This is a genomic window from Pseudarthrobacter sp. S6, assembly GCF_050156575.1.
Lineage (GTDB): Bacteria > Actinomycetota > Actinomycetes > Actinomycetales > Micrococcaceae > Arthrobacter.
Window position 1 is genome coordinate 3,224,940 of sequence record NZ_CP189581.1, and the last position, 26,208, is coordinate 3,251,147.

General features: G+C 61.8%; 29 protein-coding genes. 20 read left to right on the plus strand and 9 right to left on the minus strand.

Translation table 11 applies throughout. From position 1 onward, the window contains the following. Positions 1-15: 15 nt before the first annotated feature. The 15 genes from cpaB (ACQCS0_RS15330) to ACQCS0_RS15400 all read left to right on the plus strand — a co-directional run bounded on the left by cpaB (ACQCS0_RS15330) (position 16) and on the right by ACQCS0_RS15400 (position 13,456). On the plus strand, positions 16-804 hold the full coding sequence (gene cpaB / locus ACQCS0_RS15330) for a Flp pilus assembly protein CpaB (protein WP_426939828.1): 789 nt from the start codon (positions 16-18) through the stop codon (positions 802-804). Next, positions 801-2,003 (plus strand): AAA family ATPase, encoded by a 1,203-nt coding sequence (locus ACQCS0_RS15335; RefSeq protein ID WP_426939829.1) that lies wholly within the window; start codon positions 801-803, stop codon positions 2,001-2,003. The genes cpaB (ACQCS0_RS15330) and ACQCS0_RS15335 overlap by 4 nt, the downstream gene beginning before the upstream one ends. Positions 2,004-2,152: 149 nt before the next feature. Then, positions 2,153-3,472: a CpaF family protein gene (locus tag ACQCS0_RS15340; RefSeq protein WP_426940232.1), complete on the plus strand. Its 1,320-nt coding sequence runs from the start codon at positions 2,153-2,155 to the stop codon at positions 3,470-3,472. Beyond that, complete coding sequence (locus tag ACQCS0_RS15345) at positions 3,472-4,428, plus strand: type II secretion system F family protein (protein ID WP_426939830.1); 957 nt, start codon at positions 3,472-3,474, stop codon at positions 4,426-4,428. Before ACQCS0_RS15340 ends, ACQCS0_RS15345 begins: the two co-directional genes overlap by 1 nt. Before the next feature lie 9 nt (positions 4,429-4,437). Continuing rightward, positions 4,438-5,310, plus strand: a complete 873-nt coding sequence (locus ACQCS0_RS15350) for a type II secretion system F family protein (RefSeq protein WP_426939831.1) — start codon at positions 4,438-4,440, stop codon at positions 5,308-5,310. A gap of 8 nt (positions 5,311-5,318) precedes the next feature. Further along, positions 5,319-5,531, plus strand: a complete 213-nt coding sequence (locus ACQCS0_RS15355) for a Flp family type IVb pilin (RefSeq protein WP_426939832.1) — start codon at positions 5,319-5,321, stop codon at positions 5,529-5,531. A 271-nt stretch (positions 5,532-5,802) separates the two neighbouring features. Beyond that, on the plus strand, positions 5,803-6,039 hold the full coding sequence (locus ACQCS0_RS15360; protein ID WP_426939833.1) for a Flp family type IVb pilin: 237 nt from the start codon (positions 5,803-5,805) through the stop codon (positions 6,037-6,039). A 102-nt stretch (positions 6,040-6,141) separates the two neighbouring features. Next, the gene (locus ACQCS0_RS15365) at positions 6,142-6,531 is read left to right on the plus strand and encodes a TadE/TadG family type IV pilus assembly protein (RefSeq protein ID WP_426939834.1); all 390 of its coding nucleotides are present in this window, start codon (positions 6,142-6,144) and stop codon (positions 6,529-6,531) included. After that, on the plus strand, positions 6,519-7,550 hold the full coding sequence (locus ACQCS0_RS15370; protein WP_426939835.1) for a pilus assembly protein TadG-related protein: 1,032 nt from the start codon (positions 6,519-6,521) through the stop codon (positions 7,548-7,550). Before ACQCS0_RS15365 ends, ACQCS0_RS15370 begins: the two co-directional genes overlap by 13 nt. Before the next feature lie 42 nt (positions 7,551-7,592). Beyond that, positions 7,593-8,363 (plus strand): Flp pilus assembly protein CpaB, encoded by a 771-nt coding sequence (cpaB, locus tag ACQCS0_RS15375; RefSeq protein ID WP_426939836.1) that lies wholly within the window; start codon positions 7,593-7,595, stop codon positions 8,361-8,363. Beyond that, positions 8,360-9,556, plus strand: coding sequence for an AAA family ATPase (locus ACQCS0_RS15380; RefSeq protein WP_426939837.1), 1,197 nt, complete (start codon positions 8,360-8,362; stop codon positions 9,554-9,556). Before cpaB (ACQCS0_RS15375) ends, ACQCS0_RS15380 begins: the two co-directional genes overlap by 4 nt. After that, positions 9,556-11,109: a CpaF family protein gene (locus tag ACQCS0_RS15385; RefSeq protein WP_354164297.1), complete on the plus strand. Its 1,554-nt coding sequence runs from the start codon at positions 9,556-9,558 to the stop codon at positions 11,107-11,109. The genes ACQCS0_RS15380 and ACQCS0_RS15385 overlap by 1 nt, the downstream gene beginning before the upstream one ends. Positions 11,110-11,115: 6 nt before the next feature. Further along, the gene (locus ACQCS0_RS15390; RefSeq protein ID WP_354157920.1) at positions 11,116-12,048 is read left to right on the plus strand and encodes a type II secretion system F family protein; all 933 of its coding nucleotides are present in this window, start codon (positions 11,116-11,118) and stop codon (positions 12,046-12,048) included. Between the two features lie 7 nt (positions 12,049-12,055). Further along, on the plus strand, positions 12,056-12,940 hold the full coding sequence (locus ACQCS0_RS15395) for a type II secretion system F family protein (protein WP_354224739.1): 885 nt from the start codon (positions 12,056-12,058) through the stop codon (positions 12,938-12,940). Between the two features lie 93 nt (positions 12,941-13,033). Then, the gene (locus ACQCS0_RS15400; RefSeq protein WP_354157922.1) at positions 13,034-13,456 is read left to right on the plus strand and encodes an Hpt domain-containing protein; all 423 of its coding nucleotides are present in this window, start codon (positions 13,034-13,036) and stop codon (positions 13,454-13,456) included. On the opposite strand, the gene ACQCS0_RS15405 is transcribed toward ACQCS0_RS15400, so the two are convergent. Continuing rightward, positions 13,453-14,256: a response regulator transcription factor gene (locus tag ACQCS0_RS15405; RefSeq protein WP_354157923.1), complete on the minus strand. Its 804-nt coding sequence runs from the start codon at positions 14,254-14,256 to the stop codon at positions 13,453-13,455. The two genes, ACQCS0_RS15400 and ACQCS0_RS15405, sit on opposite strands and share 4 nt — an antisense overlap. A 368-nt stretch (positions 14,257-14,624) precedes the next feature. On the opposite strand from ACQCS0_RS15405, the gene ACQCS0_RS15410 reads away from it, so the two are divergent. The 3 genes from ACQCS0_RS15410 to ACQCS0_RS15420 all read left to right on the plus strand — a co-directional run bounded on the left by ACQCS0_RS15410 (position 14,625) and on the right by ACQCS0_RS15420 (position 18,586). Continuing rightward, positions 14,625-14,816 (plus strand): hypothetical protein, encoded by a 192-nt coding sequence (locus ACQCS0_RS15410; RefSeq protein WP_354224731.1) that lies wholly within the window; start codon positions 14,625-14,627, stop codon positions 14,814-14,816. Between the two features lie 104 nt (positions 14,817-14,920). Next, a complete protein-coding gene (locus ACQCS0_RS15415) occupies positions 14,921-17,158 on the plus strand; it encodes a putative transposase (protein ID WP_354224733.1) in 2,238 nt (745 codons plus the stop codon). 6 nt (positions 17,159-17,164) lie between these two features. After that, the gene (locus ACQCS0_RS15420; protein ID WP_426939838.1) at positions 17,165-18,586 is read left to right on the plus strand and encodes a sensor histidine kinase; all 1,422 of its coding nucleotides are present in this window, start codon (positions 17,165-17,167) and stop codon (positions 18,584-18,586) included. Positions 18,587-18,639: 53 nt separating this feature from the next. On the opposite strand, the gene ACQCS0_RS15425 is transcribed toward ACQCS0_RS15420, so the two are convergent. The 8 genes from ACQCS0_RS15425 to ACQCS0_RS15460 all read right to left on the minus strand — a co-directional run bounded on the left by ACQCS0_RS15425 (position 18,640) and on the right by ACQCS0_RS15460 (position 24,057). Then, positions 18,640-19,533: a tRNA pseudouridine synthase A gene (locus ACQCS0_RS15425; protein WP_354153323.1), complete on the minus strand. Its 894-nt coding sequence runs from the start codon at positions 19,531-19,533 to the stop codon at positions 18,640-18,642. 32 nt (positions 19,534-19,565) lie between these two features. Then, positions 19,566-20,249 (minus strand): 50S ribosomal protein L17, encoded by a 684-nt coding sequence (gene rplQ, locus ACQCS0_RS15430; protein WP_426939839.1) that lies wholly within the window; start codon positions 20,247-20,249, stop codon positions 19,566-19,568. A gap of 77 nt (positions 20,250-20,326) precedes the next feature. Then, positions 20,327-21,337 (minus strand): DNA-directed RNA polymerase subunit alpha, encoded by a 1,011-nt coding sequence (locus tag ACQCS0_RS15435; protein WP_056344331.1) that lies wholly within the window; start codon positions 21,335-21,337, stop codon positions 20,327-20,329. Between the two features lie 132 nt (positions 21,338-21,469). Then, positions 21,470-21,871, minus strand: a complete 402-nt coding sequence (gene rpsK, locus ACQCS0_RS15440) for a 30S ribosomal protein S11 (RefSeq protein WP_018769149.1) — start codon at positions 21,869-21,871, stop codon at positions 21,470-21,472. Positions 21,872-21,970: 99 nt separating this feature from the next. Further along, positions 21,971-22,345, minus strand: a complete 375-nt coding sequence (gene rpsM / locus ACQCS0_RS15445) for a 30S ribosomal protein S13 (RefSeq protein WP_066293239.1) — start codon at positions 22,343-22,345, stop codon at positions 21,971-21,973. 176 nt (positions 22,346-22,521) lie between these two features. Continuing rightward, the gene (gene rpmJ / locus ACQCS0_RS15450; RefSeq protein ID WP_009358722.1) at positions 22,522-22,635 is read right to left on the minus strand and encodes a 50S ribosomal protein L36; all 114 of its coding nucleotides are present in this window, start codon (positions 22,633-22,635) and stop codon (positions 22,522-22,524) included. A 69-nt stretch (positions 22,636-22,704) separates the two neighbouring features. Beyond that, positions 22,705-22,926 carry a translation initiation factor IF-1 gene (infA, locus tag ACQCS0_RS15455; RefSeq protein WP_009358723.1) on the minus strand — a complete coding sequence of 74 codons (222 nt, stop codon included), beginning with the start codon at positions 22,924-22,926 and terminating at the stop codon, positions 22,705-22,707. Positions 22,927-23,094: 168 nt separating this feature from the next. Next, on the minus strand, positions 23,095-24,057 hold the full coding sequence (locus ACQCS0_RS15460) for a P1 family peptidase (RefSeq protein WP_354153322.1): 963 nt from the start codon (positions 24,055-24,057) through the stop codon (positions 23,095-23,097). A gap of 222 nt (positions 24,058-24,279) precedes the next feature. Here ACQCS0_RS15460 and ACQCS0_RS15465 point away from each other — a divergent pair, with 222 nt between their 5' ends. Together ACQCS0_RS15465 and ACQCS0_RS15470 are read left to right on the plus strand one after the other, a co-directional pair. Next, positions 24,280-25,239: a carbohydrate ABC transporter permease gene (locus ACQCS0_RS15465; protein ID WP_426939840.1), complete on the plus strand. Its 960-nt coding sequence runs from the start codon at positions 24,280-24,282 to the stop codon at positions 25,237-25,239. Further along, the gene (locus tag ACQCS0_RS15470) at positions 25,236-26,156 is read left to right on the plus strand and encodes a carbohydrate ABC transporter permease (protein WP_354153320.1); all 921 of its coding nucleotides are present in this window, start codon (positions 25,236-25,238) and stop codon (positions 26,154-26,156) included. Before ACQCS0_RS15465 ends, ACQCS0_RS15470 begins: the two co-directional genes overlap by 4 nt. The last annotated feature ends 52 nt before the right edge of the window (positions 26,157-26,208 follow it).

Sequence of the window (26,208 nt, forward strand, 5' to 3'; positions counted from 1 at the left end):
TCTAAGGGGAAAGTAATGAAAGCACGCCTACTGGGAGGCATCGCCGCACTGGTTGTAGCAATCATTGGCACCGTCCTTCTATTCACTTACGTCCAAGGCGCAGATCGTCGCGCACTGGCAAACACTGAAACCCAGGACGTACTCGTTCTCAAACAGGACGTCCCGGCAGGAACGCCGGCCAGTCAGCTCTCCCAATATGTCGTGTCGAAGGCCGTTCCCCGAACCGCCGTTGCAGCCGACGTGGTGGAGGATCTGGGATCGCTCGGTACTAAGGTCACCTCGGTTGCCCTTGTCACTGGCGAGCAGTTGCTCAGCAGCCGTCTGGTGGACTCAAATGCCTATCTGGGCCCGGCAAGAGTGGCAGTTCCAGCCGGCCTGCAGGAGGTCACCGTCAGGCTCGGCATCGACCGGGTGGTCGGCGGACACGTTCAGGCCGGAGACACTGTGGGCATCTTCATTTCCATGGCCGGCGCTGGAGCTACGGGCACTGACGGCACCGCGGGAAATGCAACTCAACTCGTCTTCCACAAGGTCTTGGTCACGGGCGTCCAATTCAGCTCAGGTGCAGCTGCCCAGACTCAAGCGGCCGCAACTCAGCCATCGGGCCAGGGAGCCCTTAATTCGAGCAGTTCCGACAAACCGGCAGCAAGTGACACCTACCTGATCACCTTCGCCAGGAACGCGGTCGACACAGAAAAAGTGGTGTTTGCCGCGGAATTCGGAAAGATCTATCTCTCCAAAGAACCAGCAGATGCTCCTGAAAACACAAGCGGAGCTGTCAACCAGACAAGAGTATTCCGATGAGCCGGTTTATACTCATCTCCCCCTCCGCGGACTACGAGCGGAAAGTCCGGGCGTCCATCGCTCCGCTACACGGCTCGCTGCAGTTCTACCAGGCGGCATACCTCCCGGACGCGCCAGAGGACATCCTTCGGCAGCAAACCGGCGAACCGCCGGAAGTACTGATTCTGGGACCTGGCCTGCCGCTCGATGAGGCACTGAAATTCGCTGCAATATTGGATCTTCAATATCCCGAAATCAGCATTGTCTTGACTGCCGAAGACGACGGCGAGACAGCCCTGGATGCCATGCGGTCGGGGATCAGGGACATCATCTCCCCCTCTGCTGACAGTGAGACTGTCCGGGCGCTGGTTGAGAGAGCCAGCCTTTCGGCAGCAGGGCGCAGGCGTGGACTGTCTCCAACCGCCGGCGAAGGTCCCAATTCCGACGGCGGCCGAATCATCGCGGTCATGTCCCCTAAGGGGGGTGTCGGTAAGACGACGATTGCGAGCAATCTGGCTATCGGATTGGGGCAGATCGCCCCGATGAGCGTCGTCATCGTGGACCTCGACCTGCAATTCGGTGACGTGGCAAGCGGTCTGATGATCGAACCGGAATTTACCATCAGCGACGCCGTCGTAGGCGCGGCCAGCCAGGACGCAATGGTATTGAAGACCTACCTGTCGCTGCACCCGGGCAGCATCTACGCGCTTTGCGCACCACGCAACCCCATTGACATGGACCGGATCGCCGGCGAACACATCAGCCATTTGCTACGCCAGCTGAGATCGGAATTTCAGTACGTAGTAGTCGATACGGCTCCTGGCCTCGGAGAGCACGTCCTGGCCACTCTTGAGCAAGCCACAGATGCCGTTTGGGTTTGCGGTATGGACATACCCAGCATTCGTGGCCTGCGCACAGGATTCCAGATCCTCTCTGAACTGGATTTACTCCCCGAAAACAGGCACATCGTCCTGAACATGGCCGATCGCAAGACAGGCCTCACCCTGCAGGACGTCGAAGCGACAATCGGCGCCCCGGTGGACGTAGTTCTTCCCAGGTCCCGCGCAGTTCCGTTCTCTACCAACAAAGGAGTACCGCTCCTACAGGACGGCAGCAGGGACGGGGCAGCAAAAGGCCTCCGGCAACTCGTCGAAAGATTCAAACCCAATTGGGACGCACGACCCCATAAGAAGCTGCACCGAAGGGCGGTAGTCCAGTGAGTCTCTCCAAACGATTTGCGAAGTTGCGGGACGAAGGCGATGATGCGCTGGCCGACAGCGCATTTGCTGGCAGCGCGCCCTCCGTGCCCGCGGTCGTCCCGTCAACATTGAGCTCGATCCAGCAGGCCCAGGCCGCAGAACAAGCGTCAATTCCGGTGAGCTTTCAGGTAACTGCCGGGAGCGCAAGCGAGGCCCTCTCAGGACTCAAGGAGCGCGCAAGCCAGGCGTTGTACGAGCGTTTGGGGTCCCGGATCACCGACTCGTCGATGGAAGAAACCGAGCTGCATCAGTTCGTGAAGGATGAACTGAAGGCTGTCGTTGACGAGGAGCAAGTGCCATTGTCGACGATTGAGCGCCAACGCCTCACCCGCGAAATCATCGACGACGTACTGGGGCACGGTCCCATCCAGAGATACCTCGATGACGCGTCAGTCACAGAAATCATGGTCAATCGCGCTGACCAAGTGTATGTGGAACGTCAAGGCCAACTGTTTCTCACTGACACGAAATTCGCCAGCGAAGACGCCCTCCGTCGGGTTATCGAACGCATCGTGACTCGGATCGGCCGGCGAATTGACGAGTCTTCGCCCTTGGTGGACGCCCGTTTGGCCGATGGTTCCCGTGTGAACGCCATCATCCCGCCACTCGCCGTCAACGGAGCCTCCCTGACAATCCGGAAATTCGGACGGGAAGCCCTTACTGTTCAGAAGCTCATCAGCTTTGGAAGCCTGTCGCCTGAAATGGCAGAACTTCTCCAGGCTTGTGTGCTCGCCAAAATGAACATCATCGTCTCTGGCGGTACCGGTACGGGCAAGACCACCATGTTGAACGTCCTGTCATCGTTCATTCCCGCTTCGGACCGCATCGTGACTATCGAGGACGCGGTGGAACTGCAACTTCAGCAGGATCATGTGGTCCGGTTGGAAAGCCGCCCGGCCAATATAGAAGGCAAGGGCGAGGTTTCCATCCGCGACCTTGTCCGAAACTCGCTTCGCATGCGGCCGGACCGGATCGTGGTCGGTGAGGTCCGCGGCGGTGAGTCCCTGGACATGCTCCAGGCGATGAACACCGGCCACGACGGCTCGATTTCGACCGTCCACGCCAACTCGCCTCGCGATGCCGTGGCCCGCTTGGAGACGCTGGTACTGATGGCCGGTATGGACCTGCCTCTCCGCGCCATCCGCGAGCAGATCGCATCCGCGGTAAACCTGATTGTGCACATCTCTAGGCTGCGTGACGGTTCCCGCCGCGTAACCCATATCACCGAGGTCCAAGGTATGGAAGGCGACATCGTAACCCTCCAGGATGCCTTCGTCTTCGACTACTCGGCTGGAATCGACGCCAACGGCCGCTTCTTAGGGAAGCCGATCCCAACGGGTGTCCGGCCGCGTTTCACCGACAGGTTCGCGGAGCTGGGAATCAAAATCTCGCCTGCCGTCTTCGGCGCCCAAGCAACCAGGGGCCGGTGATGGACGCATCAGACGTGCCGGCCAGCTTCTTTATCGCCGGAATTCTCTTGGTCTTCGCAGCGATCGCGCTGCTATTTGCTGTGGTCTTCAAACCCCAAAACGTCATACCCGTTTCCCGGCGTCGCCCAGACGTCGTGGTCACGGCGGCCACAGGGTTAACCCGGCTTACAGATTCAGCTGTGGCGGTCATCAATAAACGGCTCAAAGGCGGCAGCGGGTTCTTGGTGGACCGCGACAAACTGGAACGGGCCGGGCTCAAGACTCAACCCGCAGACTATCTGTTGATGATGGGCGCCGGCGCTTTCGTGGGAGCCATCCTGGGATACCTGCTAGGCGGCATCTTCTTCGCCATTGTCTTCTTGGTGGCAGTCCCGGCCGGCATGCTTGCCTACCTTTCGCTGCTCGCTTCGCGGCGACGCGCAAAGTTCGACGAACAGTTGCCTGACACGATCCAAATGCTCACGGGCAGCATGCGGGCTGGGCACAGCCTACTAAGGGCCATCGATGCATCCGCACGGGAAACTGACGCACCGATGTCCGAGGAGCTGACCAGGATCGTCAATGAAACCAGGATCGGGCGCGACTTGGGCGACTCGATGTTGGACGTATCTGACCGCACATCCAGCGAGGACTTCAGCTGGATTTCACAGGCTATCGAGATCCATAGGGAAGTCGGCGGAGACTTGGCTGAAGTGCTCGACCATGTAGGTGAAACGATCCGCGACCGTAATCAAATCCGCCGGCAGGTCAAGGCGCTCAGCGCCGAAGGCAAAATGTCAGCTGGGGTTCTTATGGCACTTCCAATTGTCCTCTTCTTCGCCCTCATCCTGATCAACGCCTCATACGCCAAGACCTTCACATCCACCGTTCCAGGCTTCATGATGCTGGGCGCCGCCGGCGTGATGTTGACGGCTGGCGGATTCTGGCTCAGCCGACTCATCAAGCCGAAGTACTAGGAGGGCGACATGTCATTCATCGCACTTGGCGCAATCCTCGCCATAGTCCTTCCCATCTCGTTCCTCGTGTGGCTCGCTTTCGGAACCGACCGGGTTGCCATCCGCAACATTCAGGCCAATCTCGGGAACCGGGCTCGGGAAACCGCGCAGCAGAGCTTTGCCGAACAATTCAGCGGTTTGACCCACCGGATCACGCCCGGCAGTTATGAAGCATGGCTCGATAAGCAACTCGCCGCCGTCGGACGTCCCAAAGAATGGCCTCTAAACCGGCTTCTGGCCATCAAGCCACTCCTTGGCCTTACCGGAGGAGTCTTGGGGCTGTTTTATCTGATGGCCGAACCGGCTCCGAGCCGTTTCGCCGTGCTGCTAGGTGCCATCGCCTTTGGCTACTTCGCACCTGATCTGCTGCTCCGGTCCAACGCTCAGAAACGACGGGACGCTATCCGGCAGGAGTTGCCTAACGCCCTGGATCAAATGCTCATTTCGGTGCAAGCAGGGCTGGGATTTGAGGCGGCTATGGCACGCGCCGCCCAGAACGGACGAGGCCCCCTGACCGACGAGTTCATCCGCACTCTGCAGGATATTCAAGTTGGACGGTCGCGCAAAGAGGCCTACCTGTCGATGTCCGACCGGGTGGACGTTCCGGATCTGCGAAGCTTCATCCGTTCCATTGTCCAGGCGGACGCCTATGGAATTGCCATCGCCAAGGTGCTGAAGTCGCAAGCTCTGGAAATGCGGTTGAAGCGCCGCCAACGAGCCGAAGAGCACGCCATGAAGATCCCGGTGAAGATACTTTTCCCGCTTATCTTCTTTATTTTCCCAACCCTGTTCATCATCCTGCTCGGTCCTGCAGTCATGAACATCATCGCGGCATTTTCCTAGGGGGAACCATGAAGCACATAACTGCGCTGGCATCCAGTTTCCGATCTCGGATTAACCGCATTCGCGGCGAAGAGCTCGGTGCAACTGCTACCGAGTACAGCATTCTTGCCGGGTTCATCGCCCTGGTCATCGTGGCCGAAGTAGGCGCCTTCGGAATAGCCCTCAACGGCGTGTTTACAGGCCTGGGCACCAGCCTCAAGACTGCTCTCGGAATCCCCTAGGCCGACCAAACGCCCCTCCCACCGCGTCCTCAGGCGCCCAAATACCGGACCCCCTCGGAACCCAGAACCGAGGGGGTCCGTTTGTGTGCCCAGGCATTCACCGTTTCCCAGCGTCAGTGCAGGCTTTGCGCAGGGAAAGCGCAGGAAACGAATAGCCGCGGAAGTCTTTGCGCAGGATGCTGCAAGTTCTCATCAACGTCGCATCAAGGGTTGCTAGTTTCGTGGTTGAGCTGGTGCAGGACCAGCCACCCGAACTCGCTCAGGAGTCCAAATGCTTTCTCTCCACACCAACCTCATGATCCGCCTTCGCAGCGACGAAAAGGGTGCCACCGCCGTCGAATACGGCATCATGGTCGCCCTCATCGCCGTCGTCATCATCGTCGCCGTCACTCTCCTCGGCACTACCCTTAGCGACACATTCAACAACATCCAGTGCAATGTTGCAGGCAAGGGTAACTGGGTTCCCGCAGCCGGGTCAACGGCGGGTGCCTGCGTCAAGCCTGCCTAACCTATCGACGCCAGCGCACCAACAAGCGCAAAAGTGGCGGCGGCATTCAAGCCGCCGCCACTCCGCTTTCTGCCCCAAACCGAGCTGACCGAGAGGCACACCATGTCCAGGGCATCCGAGCGTGGTGCCGTCGCGGTCGAGTTTGCGATCGTGGCACCCCTCTTGGTCATGCTGCTTCTGGGAATCATGGAATTCAGCCGGGCCTATAACGCCCAAGCCACACTCTCCGCCGCCGCCCGTGAAGGGGTTCGTGTCATGGCCATGTCCGGCAAGCAGACGTTGGCAATTAACGCAGCCAAGAACGCCGCGGTGTCTTTGAGTCCGGCGTTGAAGGACACAGACATTCATTTTGGAACACCGTGCCCTTCAACGGTTCCCTCTGGGACCAGTCCCCAGATGACCATCACCATTACCTACAGCCTGTCCACCATGACCGGAATAGCCGGCCCGTTCGCCATGACGGGCAAGGGAGCGATGCTATGCGGCGGCTGACAAGCACACGCAGAAAGAACGACGGCGAGCGCGGCGCCGTGAGTGTGATCGTCGCCCTGATGCTGGTCGCACTGCTTGGGTTCGGCGCCATGGCTGTAGACGTGGGCATGATGTACTCAGAACGGACTCAGCTCCGCAACGGAGCCGACGCAGCCGCACTGGCTATCGCCCAAAAGTGCGCCAAGAGCACCACCCATCCTGGCTGCCTAGACCCAGCATCGTTGGCAGCAGGTTTCGCCAACTCCAACGCCAACGACGGCCTCAGCAAGATCAAGTCAATTGCGCTGGACACACCGGGGGGCACTGTGGCCGTCACTGTCGGCTCCCAGGAGACGGGGCATACACCCAACCAATTGTCCCTGTTCTTCGCGCGCGTCTTTGGCGTCAACACCACCGAGGTCAACGCCCCTTCGACAGTGCGATGGGGCAGTCCGGTGAAGGGCACCACGGCGTTTCCCATCACCGTGTCGATCTGCCAGGTTCGCAACAACACAGACATTATGCAGCTTCTGCGCCTGCACGGGACCGGGGCCAATCCCGGCTGCTTCTACGGACCGTCAGGCGCCGCCGTCGAGGGCGGGTTCGGTGGCCTCAAGCAGGACCCTAATTCGTGTGGTGCCTTCATCGACATATCGAAAAGCACCGCAGGCGGCGACACGGGCAACAACCCCCCGCCCAACTGTGAGGCCACACTGAACTCTTGGGCGGCGGACATGAATGCAGGCAAGGACGTCATTGTCTTGCTGCCCATTTTCAATAAAGTGACCGGCACAGGAACAAATGCAGTCTTCGGACTTACCACCTTCGCTGCGTTCAAGGTGGCCGGCTGGAAGGTCGGCCCCACCGGACTTCCCTACACCTTTCGCAACAGATCGCCTGATGTCCCGGCTGCCCTTGAATGCAAAGAACCATGCCGCGGAATCATCGGCACATTCGTCAAATACGTTTCCCTGGCAAACGGCTACACCTTGGGGCCAGTGAACCCTGACGGCGCGACCGTTGTCGCGCTTAGCAGTTAGACCATGCAGCACCATGATTTTTGAAAAAACCAGGAGCAGTCAGTGAAATCACGTCTATTGGCAGGAGTGGTAGCGGTCCTGCTGGCCATCGTCGGGGCGGTGATCGTCGTGACCTACGCCCAGGGCGCGGACCAGCGGGCGGTGAGCGGTTTGGATCCCGTGGGTGTCCTCGTGGTCAGCAAGGCAGTTCCAGCGGGCTCATCCGTGGAGACTTTGAAGGCAGCCGTGGCTCTGGAGCAACTGCCGGGCACCGCCGTCGCAACAACCGCCCTGAACACCCTGGATGGCTCGGGCGGAAAGGTCACCTCGGCAGATCTGGTCCCTGGCGAGCAGCTGCTGGCTGAACGCCTTGTCTCCCCCGAGGAACTGAAATCCTCCGGGTCCGTGCCGGTACCGGCGGGCCTGCAGGAAATCTCCTTCCAGCTGGAGCCGCAGCGGGTTGTTGGCGGCCGGGTGACGCCAGGCGATCATGTTGGCATCTTCATCTCGATGCCCAGCGGCGGCATTGAAGCCAAGTCCGACAAAGAGACCGTCCAGCTCTCGATCCACAAAGCCCTTGTGACCGCCGTCCAGCGAGCGCCGGAAGGTGCGGCCGCAAAGCCGGCACCTACGGCAACCGACGCACCGGCCCCAGATCCCCGTGACGTGAACCTACCCACCGGACTGCTGATGGTCACCGTTGCGGTGGATGACATCAACGCGAACAAGATCGTCTTCGCTGCCGAGTACGCTTCCATTTGGCTCAGCAGGGAACCCCTTGATGCCACGGACAGCGGGCCGCGCATCATGCTGAAGTCGGACCTTTACAAATGAGCCGCTTCGTCCTCATCACACCCGACGTCGACTTCGACTCCCGTATCCGCCAGGCCGTGGACGGTGGCCTGCAGGGCGGTGTGCAGACCTTCTTCACCAGCCTGCTGCCCGCTGACCCGCACGAGCTCTTCGCCAGCCTGGATCAGGAGCAGCCCGAGGTCCTGATTCTGGGACCTGAAGTCCCTATTGACGAAGCACTCCGGTTCGCCACCGTCCTGAACGTCAGCTTCCCCGAGCTCAGCGTTATCGTGGTCGCCGAACCCGAGCCCGATTTCCTTCTGCACGCCATGCGGGCAGGCATCAAGGACATAGCCTCCCCCGATTCGGATGCTGCCCAGCTGCGTGTCCTCTTGGAGCGCGCCAGCCAGTCCTTCGCCAGCCGGCACCGCACACTCGCACCCCAGCAGGTGGCCGAGGGCAATAAGGGACTGGTGATCGGCGTCTTCTCGCCCAAGGGCGGCGTGGGCAAAACCACCATCGCCACCAACATCGCCATCGGGCTGGGAAAGATCGCCCCCATGAGCGTCGTCATCGTGGACCTCGACCTCCAGTTCGGTGACGTCGCTTCAGGGCTCTACCTGGACCCTGAGCACACTGTCACGGACGCGGTCTCCCCCGCCGCCAGCCAGGACTCCCTGGTCCTCAAGGCCTTCCTCACGGTGCATCCAGGCAGCATCTATGCCCTTTGCGCTCCCCCCACGCCCGTCGATGCGGACGAGATCACCTCCGACCAAATCACCCGGCTGATCGAACAGCTGTCAGAGCAGTTCCAGTATGTTGTGGTGGATACCGCGCCAGGGCTGCCCGAGATTGGGCTGGCGGCCATGGAAAAGTGCACCGATGTGGTCTGGGTAAGCGGCATGGACATCCCCAGCGTGCGGGGCCTGCGTTCAGGCCTTGAGGTCCTGCGCCAGCTGGACATCGTTCCCGAGACCCGTCACGTGGTGCTGAACATGGCTGACTCCAAGAATGGCCTTACCGTCCAGGACCTCGAATCGACTATCGGGGCGCCGATTGATGTGAGCATCCCGCGCTCCAGGGCGGTGGCCCTCTCCACAAACCGCGGAATCCCGGTACTCCAGGAGCCGGTGAAGGACCCTGCGATCAAAGGGCTCAACCAACTCGTGGAGCGCTTCAATCCTGCGTGGCGGGCAAAATCCCAGCGCAAACTGCACCGAAGGGTAGTTGTCTAATGAAACTTTCAGAGCGCATCACCGCCGCCCAGGCCAAGTCCCAGCCAACTGCCCAGCCTGCTTTTACGAAGGCTTCAGCTCCTACGCTCTATACCCCGCGACCGGAGGTTCAGCCCCAGCGCGTGCAGTGGTTGGAACAGACCCCGCAAAAACGGACGACGACGGCACCGCCTGCCGTCGTTGTCGCCCCTCCCCAGACACTTCCGGATGAGACGAGGCCGAAGCTCCAGAAACCAGTCGATGTTTTCGCAGCCCTTAAAGAACGGTCAGCGAAGGCCCTGTTTGAACACATGGGCGCCCGGTTCAACGACTCCGCCATCACGGAACATGAACTGAAGTCCTCTGCCCGCGAAGAGCTCACGAGGATCATCGACGCAGAGCAGGTCCCGCTCTCCGCTGAAGAGCGCACCCGGTTGGTCCAGGACGTGGCCGATGATGTTCTCGGCTTCGGCCCGCTTCAGCGGCTGCTGGACGATCCGGCGGTTACCGAAATTATGGTCAACCGCATGGACCAGATCTACGTGGAACGAAAAGGGCATCTGACCTTGGCGGATTCCAGGTTCAGTTCAGAGGAACACCTCCGGAAGGTGATTGAACGCATCGTCTCGAAGGTGGGACGCCGCATTGACGAGTCCTCTCCCCTGGTGGATGCCCGCCTTGAAGATGGTTCCCGTGTCAACGCGGTCATCCCTCCCTTGGCCGTTGGCGGCTCATCGCTGACCATCCGTAAGTTCAGCAAGGTGCCCCTCACCGTCCGTAACCTTATCGATTTCGGCACACTGACGCCGGAGATGGCAGAACTGCTGAATGCCTGCGTAAAAGCCAAGCTCAACATCATCGTGTCCGGCGGAACGGGCACCGGAAAAACCACGCTGCTGAACGTGCTGTCCTCCTTCCTGCCAGCAAATGAACGGATCGTGACCATCGAGGACGCGGTGGAACTCCAGATCCAGCAGGACCACGTGGTCCGGCTGGAAAGCCGCCCGCCCAACACCGAGGGCAAAGGTGAGGTAACCATCCGCGAGCTCCTCCGGAACTCCTTGCGTATGCGCCCCGACCGCATCGTGGTGGGCGAGGTACGTGGCGGTGAATCACTGGACATGCTGCAAGCCATGAACACCGGCCACGACGGCTCGCTTTCGACCGTGCACTCCAACTCGCCCCGCGACGCCGTCGCACGCTTGGAGACCCTTGTTCTCATGGCCGGCATGGACCTTCCGCTGCGGGCCATCCGTGAGCAGATCGCCTCCGCAGTGAACCTGATTGTCCAGATCTCGCGCCTACGGGACGGCTCACGCCGCATCACCCACGTGACCGAGGTCCAAGGGATGGAAGGGGACATCGTGACCCTACAAGACGCGTTTGTCTTCGATTACTCCGCCGGCGTTGACCAGCATGGGCGCTTCCTGGGCAAGCCCGTGGCAACAGGCATCCGGCCGCGCTTCATCGACCGTTTTGAGGACCTTGGAATCCACGTCTCGCCGTCCGTGTTCGCCACCCCAGCTGGCGCGGGTCCTGCTGGTTCGAACCCAGCTGGCAGCGGAAAGGCTTAGGACCGCATGTTGATCATCATTGGAGCGGCACTCCTTTTCCTCGCCCCCATCATGGTGGGCCTGGTGCTGGTGCTGCCGCGTACCCCCGAAATCGCGCTCGACAGGCGCCGGCCCTTTCAGGCGGATCCGCCGTCGAACCTTACCCGGCTAGCAGACGCCACGGTAGGGGCCTTGGACCGCTTCCTCGGAACCAGGAACGTCCGGCTCTATAACCGCGAGGCGTTGGAGAACGCCGGCGTCCGCTTCAGCCAAACCGAATACATGGTGTTGGTCATTGCTGGCGCAACGGTGGGAGCACTCGTGGGAATGGTGATCGGCCTACCCGTGATCTCCGTCCTGCTGGTTGTGTTGGCACCGTTCGTCGGGCACCTTGTGCTTGGTTTCCTTGCCGGGAAACGCCGGGCAAAGTTTGACGCCCAGCTTGGCGACACCTTGCAGCTGCTTTCCGGCGGGCTTCGCGCAGGACACAGCATACTGCGTGCCATCGATGCCGCCGCCACCGAGTCACAAAGCCCAACGTCAGAAGAGATGCGCCGCGTGGTCACCGAGACCAGCCTGGGCCGCGATCTGTTAGCCTCCTTGACGGACACGTCGGAACGCATGAGGAACGAAGACTTCGTCTGGATTGCCCAGGCCATCCAGATCAACCGCGAGGTGGGAGGAAACCTGGCTGAGGTGCTGGACCAGGTCAATGAAACAATCCGCGAGCGCAGCGAGATCAAGGGGCACATCAAGTCCCTCGCCGCAGAGGGCAAGTTCTCCGCCTACATCCTCATTGCCATGCCGTTCGGCATCGTGCTGATGCTGATGACCGTCAACCCCGGCTACATGAACTCCATGTTTACCCATCCGTTGGGCTGGGGCATGATCGGAGCGTCCGTGGTGCTCATGACGATCGGCAGCCTGTGGATGCGCAAAATCATCGATCTGAAGTTTTGAGGCGATGATGAGCCCGCTTGTGCTGTTTTCCTTGCTGCTGGTCTCCGTGCCGATCGGCTACCTGGCCTGGTCCATCCTCTCCGTCGACCGGAAAGCGCGGACTGCCACCGTAGCCATCCTTACACGAGGCCACCGAGCTCCTGAGACGGTCGAGAAGAAGGATGCCGGCATTGTGGCCGGGATCGGTTATCGCCTGACTCCCCCTGCCCATGTCCGCAAGCTCGACCGCCTACTGTCACTTGCCGGCAGGCCGGTATCGATGCCACTGGAAAAAGTCGTCGGCGCCAAGATCGCCCTCGGCGTAGCGGGCGCATCCCTCGGCCTCTACCTGAGCGCCGTCGGCACCACGCCCGTCATGAAGCTTGCCGGCCTGTTCCTCCTCTTCCTGGGCTACTTCATCCCGGACCTGCTGCTCTACAGCAAGGGCATGGAACGGCAGAAGGCCATGCAGCTGGAACTGGCCAACACCCTGGACCAGATGCTGATCTCTGTGGAGGCGGGTCTCGGCTTCGAAGGGGCAATGGCCCGCGCCGGCGAAAACGGCAAGGGGCCACTGGCCGATGAGCTGGTCCGCACCCTGCAGGACATGCAGGTGGGCCGCAGCCGCCGTGAGTCCTACCAGGCGCTCGCGGAGCGGACCAGCATCCCGGAGCTGCGGAGCTTCGTCCAGGCGGTGGTCCAGGCGGACACCTACGGCATCGCCATCAGCCGCGTGCTGCGGATCCAGGCCAAGGTCATGCGGGTAAAACGCCGCCAGCGTGCCGAGGAAAAGGCCATGAAACTGCCCGTGATGATCCTTTTCCCCTTGCTCTTCTTTATCTTTCCCGTGCTATTTATTGCCATTCTGGGTCCCGCGGTTATCAACACGGTTGTCACTTTCGCGGGGCAATGACTGCGCGATACATAAGGTCAAGGATGACTCAAGGTTTCCACAGGATCTACTGAAAATGGGCTCTCACATAACTACAGGAAGTAGCCTTGAAACATGGATAGTCCACGACTCACTTCCAACAGCGGGGGTGTCCCTGCCGAGCCGCAGGGGGGCGTCGCACCCGTCCGCTGGGTCGAACCGGACATCCTGGCGGAGCTGGAAGAAGAACTGGACGGCCCGGAACTTGCCCTTGGATTCGCCCGAGACTACGCGTCTTTGTGGGACCAACGCTTCAGCCGGCTTGCGGCAGCGGTCCACACCGAAGACGGCCCCGCTGCGTTGGACGCCGTCATCAGCCTGCGGATCGCCTCCGCCATGGTGGGCGGGATCCGGTTATCCGTCTTGGCCCAAGCCCTGGAGGAAGCCATCCGCCGCAGGGACTTCGTCCAAGGCCAGGCCTTGCTGGCAATCGTGGCCGAGCACGGCGTGCGTACAGTCTCCGAGCTCCAGGCAAGCTACATCCTCAAGAACGACTAGTGGTCAGCGCCCGGCCAGCCTTGCAGGTCGGTCCCGTTCGGTGCGAGCCGGTAGCCCACCCCCCGCACTGTCTGCAGCCAGCGCGGTGACTGCGGATCTTCCCGCAGCTTGCGGCGAAGGTTCCCCACGTGGACTTCCACAGCCCGCTCGTCAGCCTCACTGATATAGGCATCGGCCTCATAAAGGTCGCCCCGGACCGCCCGCACCAGATCCGACCGCGTGCATACTGCCCCCTCGCCGCGGAGCAAGGTGTGCAGGAGGTCGAATTCGCTGCGTGTGAGCCCGAGGTTGACCTCACCAATCACCACCGTGCGGGTCCGGTAGTTCAGAATGAGCCCGTTGTGTTGGATAACGCCCGCTTGCGTGAAGGTTGCCGGCGCGGCCGGAGGTTCAGGCCATGAAGCCGGCTGAGGTGTATTGGTGCCTTCATGGCGAGGCCTGCGCATCATCGCTGCAACCCTTGCTCGGAGCTCACGAGGCCGGAAGGGCTTGGCGATGTAGTCATCCGCGCCTGCGTTCAGGGCCGAGAGCAGATCGGGTTCCTCGGTGCGGCCGGTCAGCATGACAACATAGGCATCACTGAAATTCCGGATGCGCCGCAGGACTTCAAAGCCGTCAATGTCCGGCAGGCCGATGTCCAAGGTGACCACCTGGGCCTTCTTATGTCGTACCACCTCTACGCCTGCCCGCCCCTCGGCGGCAGTATGGACCTCAAATCCGGCCTGACGCAGAATCCCCTCCAGGAGGTTCCGCACATCGGCGTCGTCTTCAATGACTACTGCTACCCCAAGATCTTCCATGTCTATCCCTGTTGCCAGGTGGACGAGGCCCCAATTAGCCCAGCGCTAATCCTCTCATCCACTCCAACTCTCTATACGCTACAAGTATGAACGTCGGATGACACGCCTTCCTGCGTTTAGTTTTGGAAAGTCAATTACCATGACAACGCAGCACATTAGGATTCGGAGGGTTGATTACCTCAGCATTCAGACATTCGACTGCATCATTTCATTGGGGACGGAATGGGGGCCGTCAGGAAAGTTGGAGATTCCGCATGGCTCGACGTCCCTCGCCCCGGGGAGCTGCCCTCTATTTCAGGAAGCTCGGTCCCCGCACCCAGGTGGCCTTGTGTCAGCTTCCGCTATCCCTGATTGTTACAGTCCTGGGCGTGACGACACCCTTCGGCTGGCCCGCGCTGCTGGCCAGCCCCCTCTACCTGGCCGGGCTGGCATTGCACGCCGTCCTCTTCGTGGCATGTTTCCTGACTCCCTGGGAGCGACTGCGCCATAGTGCCTACCTAACCATTCCGGTGCTCAGGACTCCTGACACAGGAGGATGCCACGGAGTGACTTCCGCGTGATTCCGGTGTTTTTGTTACGTGCTCAGCTGTTAAGTCTGCCTTGGATGCGATAAAATCTAGACAAGAAAAGATGTCGTGATGAGAGGGGTGGGAAGATGGGTGCGATGACTGCTCAACTGCCCCTTCCGGCATCTATGGACGCCGGCGCTGTCCTGATAGGCGCCGCTGCGTCGCTGGTCGAAGACAAGGACGGCGGCCGGGTTTTCGTCCACGGTGAGCTCTCCTACGGGTGGGATGCCGGGGACTCAGTGTCCCGACGGTTCGCGGCGGCGAAACTGGCGGATATTAAAGCCGGTTCGGTCGCTGAGGTGGCTGCCGCGTTCGGGGTGGATCCGGGCACGTTATGGCGGTGGCGCCAAGACCTGAGCGCGGCCGGGGTGTTGGGCTTGGCCCCTGAAAAGTCCGGCCCGAAAGGGCCCAGCCGGCTGACGGAAGCTGTGATGTCCCAGATCCGTTCCCTGCGTGCGACGGGATTGTCCCTGCGCGCGGTTGGAACAGCTGTGGGCGTCTCCGAATTCAGCGTCCGCCGCACCCTGGCCATGGAAACCACTGCCCCGGAAGGGCCTCCTGCTGCGCAGCCGCCCCGGCCGGAAGCGAAGCCCCTCCAGGAGCCACTGCCGGTACTGCCGGCACCGGTGGACCGTTCCGGGGAGCGGGCTTGGGCCCGGTCCGGGTTGATCGGGTGCGCGGCACCGGTGTTCGTCCCGGCGGCAAGGGTGCCGTTGGCCGGGCTGTTCCTGGCACTGCCCGCCCTCGAGCGCACCGGCCTGCTGGAGTGCTCGAAAGAGACCTTCGGGGCTTTGCCGAACGGGTTCTACGGGTTGGAGACCATCCTCACCGGCGCCGTGTTCCAGGCGTTGGCCGGGGAACCACGCGCCGAGGGGATCACCCGGATCGACCCGGCAGCGCTGGGCAGGGTACTGGGCCTGGACCGGGCCCCGGAAGTGAAGACCCTCCGCCGGAAAACCGCCGCCCTCGCCACCAAGGGAAAAGCCGGGGACCTGCTCACCGCAATGGCTGCCAGACACCTCAACGGCAGTCACGGCGACAGCTCGGATCTGGCCGCTGTGCTCTACGTCGACGGGCACGTCCGCGCCTACCAAGGCACGAGGAAGATCGGGAAGGCCCACTCCACCAGGTTGAAGTTCCCGGTCCCGGCAACCGAGGAAACCTGGGTCGCGGACGCTGCCGGCGCCCCAGTGCTGGTGGTCATGGCCGAACCCGGGGCCGCGCTGACCGGGGAACTGCGCCGGCTCCTGCCCAGACCGCGCACCATCATCGGCGATGAGCGCCGGGTGCTGGTCGGGTTCGACCGCGGCGGCTGGTCCCCAGCCCTCTTCCAACACATGAGCTCAGCAGGTTTTGATGTGCTGACCTGGCGTAAAGGCCCCACCGAGGACATCGACGCCTCCTTGTTTACCGAGGTCAGCCACACCGACGCCCACGGACAGGTCCGGACCTGGGAAGCCGCCGACACCAAGGTGGAGGTCCCCATCGGCACCACCGGGGAGGTCTTTGCGATGCGCCAGATCAGCCGCCGGGTCAACACTCCCGGCGGCGGGATGCGGCAGATTCACATCCTCACCACCAACACCGCCATGCCCGCCGGGGAGATCATCTACCGGATGGCCGCGAGATGGCGGCAGGAAAACTATTTCCGCTACGCCAGAATCCGGTTCGCCCTGGACTCACACGACGCCTACACATCCAGCGATGACGATCCGGAACGCTCAGTACCAAACCCGGCCAAACGCAAGTCCTACCAGCAGGTCCTGGCCACGAAAACCCGGTATGAGAAGACCCTGGCCGATACCGATGCGGCGATGCTCGCGGCCCGGACACCACCGCCGGGCACGTCCACGGTCCTGATCACCAACACCATGCATAACAAGATCACCGCGGACCTGCTGACCGCCGAAACCGCTCTCGAGACCGCCCAGGCAGCCCACCGGGAGATCCCGGCCCGGGTACCCCTCGGGGAGATAGCCGCGGGACAACAGGTCCTGGAAACCGAAACGAAACTCCTCAGCCACGCGATCCGGATGGCCGCGTTCAACACCGCGACCGCCCTGGCCCGCGAGGTCCGGACCAACACCGGCTACGCCCGAGGCGAGGACGAAGCCCACGCCCTGATCAGGCAAGCCCTCACCGGCAGCGGGGACATCGATCCCCGCGTTGACGGCTACCTCACCATCCGCCTGGACCCGCTCCCCACCCGACGGGCAACCACCGCGATCGGGGAGCTCTGCACCCACCTCACCGCCACCGAAACCCGGTATCCCGGCACGGACCGGATCCTCCGATTCGAGATCAAAAACAAAGAAACGTCACCCAGCAATTAAAACGCTATGTCCGGAGTCCTGGAGCTGGACCTTCTCGCCGTAGGACTCCTACGCAACGGCGCCGCGCCGCTCCTGCCTGGACTGGCAATCCTGGTGGTTTTTCCGGTGATCTGGCTCGCTGCTTCCGGGATGCTGGTCCGGACCAGCCTTGTACTGAGCGCTGTGGGTCCGCTCCTGATCATGGTTCCATCAACAGCTCCGAAGTTGCCCAACCTCACGGCAACGGACCTTACTCCACTTGTCCTTTTCCCTCTGGTGATGCTTGCTGTTTCTCTCGCAATCCGCTTCGCCAGCGTCAATATGCGCGTCCAGCAGCGCGAGCTACAAGCCATGGGCCAGGATCTGCGGGAGCTGCTCGCCGCGAGCCGGGAACGCGAGAAGCTCCTGGTGACCATCCTGGATGCCACCGACGTCGGCATTATTGCCGTCGATTCGAACGGTAACCAACTGCTGGCAAACAATATGATGAGGCGTTGGCAGCAGACCGCTGCACCCGCCGGCGTCGAGCCTGCCGACCACAGCGAACAGCGGGTCTTCGCCCAGGACAAAGTGACTCCCCTGCCGCCGGACAAGCGTCCGCTCCGGCGTGCCATCGAGGGTGAATCATTTGCGGACTATCTCGTCTGGATCGGCGATGCCCCGCAGCCGCGCGCGGTGTCCACCGCCGCCAGGCCGTTAATGGACGACGCCGGCCGCCTCACCGGAGCGGTGGTCGTCTACAACGACGTCACGGGGCTGGTTGAAGCCATGGCCGCGAACGAGGAACTGGTCTCGAACGTCTCCCACGAATTCCGGTCGCCGCTGAATTCGATCCTCGGCAACATCGACCTGGTGCTCGAGGACAGCGACGGACTTCCCGACGTTACGGTCCAGCGGCTGGAAGTGGTCCAGCGCAACTCCGAACGGCTGCTTGCGCTGGTCTCGGACCTGACGCTCGAGGCCTCCGCCGCCCTGAACGTCCACCCGAAACGCACCGACATTTCCGGCCTGGTGGAGACCAGCATCGGCTCGGCGCAGGCGCAGGCGGAGCGAGCAGATGTGGCGCTGGTGGCCGATGTGCCCTCCCCGCTCTGGGCCTACGCCGACCCGCTCCGGATCGGCCAGGCACTGGACAATCTCGTGTCGAACGCCATCAAGTACTCCCCCGACGGCGGCACCGTGACCATCAGCGCGGCCGGCACCGAAGACTGGGTCAAGTTGGTTATTCAGGACACCGGGATGGGCATGGCACCGGAGGACGCGGCCAAGGTCTTCAGCCGGTTCTTCCGCGCCGAGTCTGCCCGGGACGCGGCCATTCCCGGAGCCGGGCTGGGCCTGGCCATCACCAAGACCATCCTCGAACGCCACGGCGGGGCCATCGCCTGCGCCAGTGCCCTGGGCGGCGGCAGCACGTTCACCATGACCCTGCCCGTTGAATCCGGTGGTTGAGCTCGGCCACGGTGATTGAGCCCGTCGATGGGTCGGAGCTCAACCACCGGAGCTCAATGCTTGCGCACAGCCCGCGTCAGCTCAGCCCGGGCCAGCATCTCGTCGTCGGACGGGTAGGCCACTTCTTCCAAGACCAGCGGGTGCGGTGCAGCCAGGACGGACTTGGCATCCCGCTTTTTGGCCAGCAGCCGCTCATGAAGCCAGCCCGGCTCCTCGATGCCCTCGCCCACGAACAGGGCTGAGCCAACCAGCGAGCGAACCATGTTGTGGCAGAAGGCGTCTGCCTGGACGGTGGCCACAATGACGCCGTCTTCACTGCGGTGGAACTCGAAGCGCTGCAGCTCACGGACGGTGGTGGCACCCTCCCGCGGCTTGCAGTAGGACAGGAAGTTCTGCAGCCCCAGCAACTGCATGGCACCCACGTTCAGCAGGTCTACGTCCAGCGGGCTTTGGTGCCAGAGCGTGAAGTACCGTTCGAGCGGATCCCACAGGGCAGGTCCGTCCGCGATGCGGTAGCTGTAGCGCCGCCAGAGTGCAGAGAACCTGGCATCGAACCCCACGGGCGCCAAGGACACCAGGTGGACCTCGATAGCCCCGCTCAGGTCTCCCAACCCCCTGCTGAGGGCGCCACGAATCCGCCGAAGGAACGCGACGGCGGGATCCAGTTCGTGCCCGCGCGGCAGTTTCAGCCACTCGGCCTCGGTCAGGTCCAGGTGGACCACCTGGCCGCGGGCGTGCACACCGGCGTCGGTACGTCCCGCCACGGTGACCCGGATGGGCCGGCGGATCAACAACGCCAGGGCCTCTTCCAGGATGCCCTGGACTGTCCGCAATCCCGGCTGCACTGCCCACCCGTTGAAGGGGCCGCCGTCGTACGATAAATCAAACCGGACACGCAAAAACCCGCCGCCCCCTAAAACGGGGGCAGCGGGTTTTTGGTCGTTCATAGACATAAGTCTACTGGAGCGTCAGAGCCTGATTACTCAGCTTCGACGGCCTGTGCAGCGTCGCCACCGGCAGGCACGAAACCTGCGGCTGCGGCGGACTCAGCAGAGTCGAACCAGACTTCAGCAACCGTGGCGTCGTACCAGCGTGAGCCGGGAACGTGGTACTTCATGGAGTCCTCGTTGCCCTTGACCTCGAAGCCCTCAGGGGCAACGTTGTCAGCCGTAGCAGGCTTGGAGCCTGCGTACTTGGCTTCAGCAGCTTCGGTCTCGGCAGCTTCGGTTTCGACAGGCTCAGCAACCGGAGCAGCCTTAGCGGCGGCCTGGGTAGCCACGGCCACAACGGCCTGCTTGGCGGAAACCGGCTCGAGAACCAGTTCGATGACAGCCATGGGAGCGTTGTCGCCCTTACGGTTGCCGATCTTGGTGATGCGGGTGTAGCCGCCGTTGCGGTTCTCCACTGCCTGTGCAATATCGGTGAACAGCTCGTGGACGATGCCCTTGTTGCTGATCAGGCCGAGTACACGGCGGCGGGAAGCCAGGTCGCCACGCTTGGCGAAAGTCACCAGACGCTCGGCGTAGGGCTTCAGTCGCTTGGCCTTGGTCACCGTGGTGGTGATCCGCTTGTGCTCGAACAGTGCGGCGGACAGGTTCGCGAGCATAAGACGCTCGTGAGCCGCTCCGCCTCCGAGGCGCGGACCCTTAGCGGGGGTAGGCATAATAGTTTCTCCTCATATGGAAGCCAGTTGTCTGCGCACACCGTGGTGCATCCAGCCAGCCGGCCAAGATCTGTTTGTTAGAGTTCGTCGTCGCCGAAGGCGGCGTCGTCCTCTTCAATTGCTGCGGCGCGTGCTGCGAGGTCAAAACCGGGAGGCGAGTCCTTGAGGGACAGGCCCAGTTCAACCAGCTTTGCCTTGACCTCGTCAATGGACTTCGCACCGAAGTTACGGATGTCCATGAGGTCAGCCTCGGAGCGTGCAACGAGTTCACCCACGGTGTGGATGCCCTCACGCTTGAGGCAGTTGTAGGAACGGACGGTGAGGTCCAGATCCTCGATCGGCAGTGCCATGTCTGCTGCCAGGGCAGCATCCGTCGGCGACGGGCCAATCTCGATACCTTCAGCTGCGGTGTTCAGCTCGCGGGCCAGACCGAAGAGTTCCACCAGGGTGGTACCTGCGGAAGCAACAGCATCGCGCGGGGCGATGGCCTGCTTGGTCTCGACGTCGACAATGAGCTTGTCGAAGTCGGTGCGCTGCTCAACACGGGTTGCTTCCACGCGGAAAGTAACCTTCAGGACCGGCGAGTAGATCGAGTCGACCGGGATACGGCCGATCTCGGAGTCGCCGGACTTGTTCTGAGCTGCCGAAACGTAGCCGCGGCCGCGCTCGATGGTCAGTTCGAGTTCGAACTTGCCCTTCGAGTTCAGCGTGGCAATGTGCAGATCCGGGTTGTGGAATTCGACGCCGGCCGGCGGAGCGATGTCCGCGGCGGTGACGACTCCGGGGCCCTGCTTGCGCAGGTAAGCCACAACCGGCTCGTCGTGCTCGGAGGAAACCGAGAGGCTCTTGATGTTCAGGATGATCTCAGTGACATCTTCCTTGACACCCGGAACCGTGGTGAACTCGTGCAGCACGCCATCGATCCGGATGCTGGTTACAGCGGCACCGGGGATGGAGGAGAGCAGGGTACGGCGGAGGGAGTTTCCTAGGGTGTAGCCGAAGCCCGGTTCCAGCGGTTCAATGATGAAACGCGAGCGGTTATCGGAGACGACCTCTTCGGAGAGGGTGGGGCGCTGTGCAATGAGCACTTAGGTTTCCTTTCGGCGAGCATCCGCTATATGACGCAACACAGGTGGTGGAAATTTGGTCTGAAGACTTAACGCGGCTGGGCTTGCCCGGACCATTGACGGTCCGGGCAAGCTCAAGCTGCTGGAAAAGCCTTAGACGCGGCGGCGCTTCGGCGGACGGCAGCCGTTGTGCGCTGCGGGGGTGACGTCCTGGATGGAGCCAACCTCCAGGCCAGCGGCCTGCAGCGAGCGGATTGCGGTCTCGCGGCCTGAACCCGGTCCCTTGACGAAAACGTCAACCTTGCGCATGCCGTGCTCCTGCGCACGCTTGGCAGCAGCTTCGGCAGCCATCTGGGCTGCGAACGGGGTGGACTTGCGTGAGCCCTTGAAGCCAACCTCACCTGAGGAAGCCCAAGAGATAACAGCGCCGTTCGGGTCCGTGATGGACACGATGGTGTTGTTAAAAGTGCTCTTGATGTGCGCCTGGCCCAGCGCGATATTCTTTTTGTCCTTCTTACGCGGCTTGCGAACCGCGCCACGAGTCTTCGGGGGCATTTTTTCTCCTACAGAAAGTTATTGGGGGAAAGATCCGCTATTCCCTCATTTGCCGGGTTACCTAAAATCGCGCCAGCGATTTTAGGGGGCAAATGGGACTTAACGAGCCTTCTTCTTGCCTGCAACGGTGCGCTTCGGACCCTTACGGGTACGTGCGTTCGTCTTCGTACGCTGTCCGCGCACTGGCAGGCCCTTACGGTGGCGAATACCTTCGTAGCTGCCGATTTCAACCTTGCGGCGGATATCAGCTGCTACTTCGCGGCGAAGGTCACCCTCAACCTTGTAGTTGCCTTCAATGTAGTCACGAAGTTCTACCAACTGGGTATCGGTGAGGTCCTTAACGCGGACGTCAGCGCTGATGCCAGTGGCAGCCAGGGTTTCGTGTGCACGGGTCTTGCCCACGCCGTAGATGTAAGTAAGCGCAATTTCCAACCGCTTTTCGCGGGGAATGTCTACGCCAGCGAGACGAGCCATAGTGGCAGTGCTCCTTGAATAAACCGGAGGTCGTAGGCAGTACACCCGCACGTTCTGTGCGGCCCCAGCCTCCGACCGGGGGTTAGCTGTCCGGGCTCATACGTCCCAGTTCAGCTTGTGCTGCCTTTTATTTACTTGCGTGGGTTAGCAACCCAGGATTTCCCTCGGGAGGGAAATTAGCCCTGGCGCTGCTTGTGGCGCGGGTTCTCGCAGATCACCATGACCCGGCCATTACGGCGGATCACTTTGCACTTTTCGCAGATCTGCTTGACGCTCGGCTTGACCTTCATGGCGTTCCTTTGCGTGTGGCAGTTGGTCAACTGGTGCAACCTTCAGCTCACGCTGAGGCCGCCCAGAATTTACTTGTAGCGGTAGACGATACGACCCCGAGTGAGGTCATAAGGGCTCAGTTCCACCACTACCCGGTCCTCTGGGAGAATCCTGATGTAGTGCTGGCGCATCTTGCCTGAGATGTGCGCGAGTACGATGTGCTTGTTGGTCAGCTCAACGCGAAACATCGCGTTAGGCAGCGCCTCAGTCACAACGCCTTCGATCTCAATGACCCCGTCCTTCTTGGCCATACCCTCCGCTAACTGTTGTTGCCGCAGCCCTGCCGGATTGCACCGGACATGACCACGAACGTTTTTGTTGGATCGGTGACCGCCTCCGGCCCCAAACAGGGCACAGCTGGGCAGACAACCAACAAACAACGTTACTACATCTGTACTCAGTTACCAAAAAATGCCGAGTTACACAATCCCGTCCAGGATCGCCAAGCGTACGACGTCGGCTGCCGCGCTCTGCAGGGAAATGAGACTCACCTGCCGGGCAGTTTCAGTGCTGCGGTCCAGCGCCACCTCGCCAGTGGCGAGGCAGAACACAGTATCCCCGTCGGCCAGCGTGTGCGAAGGGTTCAGCGCCCGAGCCAAGCCCGCATGCGCGGCGGAAGCAGTCCGCTTGCATTCGGCGGGGTCCAAGACAGCATTAGTCGCAACAACCACCAATGTCGTATTCAACGCTGTCGGCGCGTCTAAGGTGGGCCCACGCGAGCCGGGTTCCCTGGCCGAGCTTGCGAGGTTAGGGGGCTCGTGGGGAGGAACGACCGAGCGCGCGGAGGGTTGCGGCTCCTGCCGCCCGTCCGACACCGGAAAGCCAAGGGCGTTGACCACGGCCAGCGCCCCCACAACCACGCCGTTCTCGAGCGTGACCGATGCGGTACCCACTCCGCCCTTGAACTGTCCCCGGCCAATAAGAGCTCCGGTGCCGGCGCCCACACTGCCGCGTCCGACGTCGTGCCCGTCCTTTTCGGCAGCGGCCGCAACAGTTGCTGCGTAGCCCATGTCCGGCGTCGGGCGCGCAGAGAAGTCGCCGCCCCTGCCCAAGTCGAAGATGGCGGCGGCGGGGACGATCGGCACCACTCCCCCGGGGACGGCGAAGCCCCGGCCGTTCTCTTCGCACCAGCTCTGCGCACCGTGGGCGGAGACGAGCCCGTAGGCACTGCCGCCGGTGAGGACCACAGCGTCCACGGTGGACACCAGCGTGGTGGGGTCCAGCGCGTCAGTCTCATGCGTACCCGGGCCCCCGCCGCGGACGTCCACGGAACCGACTGTCCCCGGCGGCGGCAGAACCACGCTTACGCCCGTCAGCCAGCCGTCGCCGGTCTTCTGCTGGTGTCCTACCCGAATCCCCGGAACGTCAGTTATGGCTCCCATGGGCTCCATTGTGCTCCATCGCAGAACGGCGCTCCGGCGCCTCAAACAAACATTGTGCAATACTGCTGGAAACACGGCGTTAATGGGCGATGAAGCCTCCAACAACAATCCTCTGGCGAGGGCTTATGCGGGATTCTGCTCACCGTCCGTGTGGTGAAGTATGGCTAGATCCCCTGCCCGCAAGGCCCGCCTAGTGCGGGCCCCGATCCGTTGGAGACCCTCATGACTCGTCAACTCGCCTCCACACTTTCCACAGAGCCGCCGGGCCCTCCTGGCCCGCCAATGCGGCGACGCCCGAGGCACTGGTCCGGTCGGGCCCGGCGGGACTTCTTCGTGTTCCTGGCGCTGGCACTCCCAAACCTCGTACTCATTGCCGTGTTTACCTACCGCCCGCTCATCAGCAATATCTACTACTCGACCCTTGACTGGACCCTGGGTTCGGCATCGGCAACGGTGGTGGGACTGGACAACTACGTCACCTTCTTCAGCAGCAACGACGCTACCAAAGTGCTCGGCACCACGGCAGTGTTCACCCTGGTGACAGTGGGCGGTTCCATGATCCTAGGCCTGCTCATAGCTCTGGCGCTGAACTTCAAGGTCCGCGGCACAACGTTCGCTAGGTCGGCTGTTTTCGCCCCGTACGTGTTGTCCGGCGTGGGGGTGGGCCTGGTCTGGCTGTTCATTTTCGATCCCGGCTACGGTGTGCTGGCCTGGATCCTCCGCGGTCTGGGACAGCAGAGCCCGCAGTGGATCAATGACCCGCAGCTTTCCCTGGTGATGGTCATCCTCGTCTACATCTGGAAAAACCTCGGATACTGCGCCGTGGTGTACCTTGCCGGCCTGCAGTCACTGCCCCAGGACGTTATGGAAGCCGCCTCGCTCGATGGGGCGAACGGATTCAGGCGCTTCGTCAGTATGTCGATCCCGCTGCTGTCACCCACCACCTTTTTCCTGCTCATCACCAGCATGCTGAGCTCCCTTCAGGCCTTCGACCTGATCCGGATAATGACGCCGCTCGGGACTGGCACCAGCACCCTGATCTACGAGGCCTACCTGCAGGCATTCGGGGCCTTCAACAGGGCCGGATACTCCGCCTCGATTTCCGTGGTCCTGTTTGCCATCCTGCTGGTTGTCACCCTGCTCCAACTCCGCTTCGTGGAACGAAAGGTGCACTACTCATGAGTTCCCTGTCGCCGGTCAACCCCGACCCGAGCGCTCCCCCGCTGGTCCATCCTGAAGCATTCGTGCCCCGGGAGCGTCCGTTCTCGGCCCGGAACCTGCTCCAGACAATTCTCGGCGGGTACATTCCGCTCGTTGTTGCCACGATGGTGGTTTTCCTGCCCCTGCTGTGGATGATCCTGAGTTCCCTCAAACAGCCTGGTGAAATCATCACCACGGACCTGCAGATTCTTCCGAACAGCGTCAACGTGGAGAACTACAACATCGCCATGACCACCGTGCCGTTCGCCCAGTTCTTCATCAACAGCACGATCGTGACCGTGGTTGGCGCCACCGTCAAGGTGTTACTGGCCATCCTGACCGCTTATGCGCTGGTGTTTGTCCGCTTCCCGTTCAAAAACGCCATCTTCATACTGATTCTTGTGGCCCTGATGGTGCCGCCGCAGGTATCCATCCTGCCCAACTACATTCTGATTGCCGGCATGGGCGGCAAAAATACTCTCTGGGGCATCATCCTCCCAGGACTGGGAACCGCATTCGGAACGTTCCTCCTTCGGCAACACTTCCTGACCCTGCCAGCGTCGATCCTGGAATCCGCCGAGATTGACGGCGCAGGTCACTGGCGCCGCCTGTGGCAGATCGTGGTCCCTGTCTCAGTTCCTTCCATTGCCACAGTGGCGCTGGTGACGGTTGTCAGTGAATGGAACGAATACATCTGGCCGCTCATCATCACGGACCGTCCGGAAACCATGACCCTGCCGGTCGGCCTGACGCTGCTGCAGAACTCCGAAAGCAACGCCTCCGGCTGGGGCATCCTCATGGCCGGCGCTGTGCTGGTCATCGTACCCATCCTGGTGATCTTTGCAGCACTGCAGCGCTACATCGTTGCCGGCCTCACCCAAGGCAGCGTTACCGGCTGACCCGCGTCCGCCGTCGTTCTTCCACCAGAAGCAGCAATTCCCTTTAAGGCAA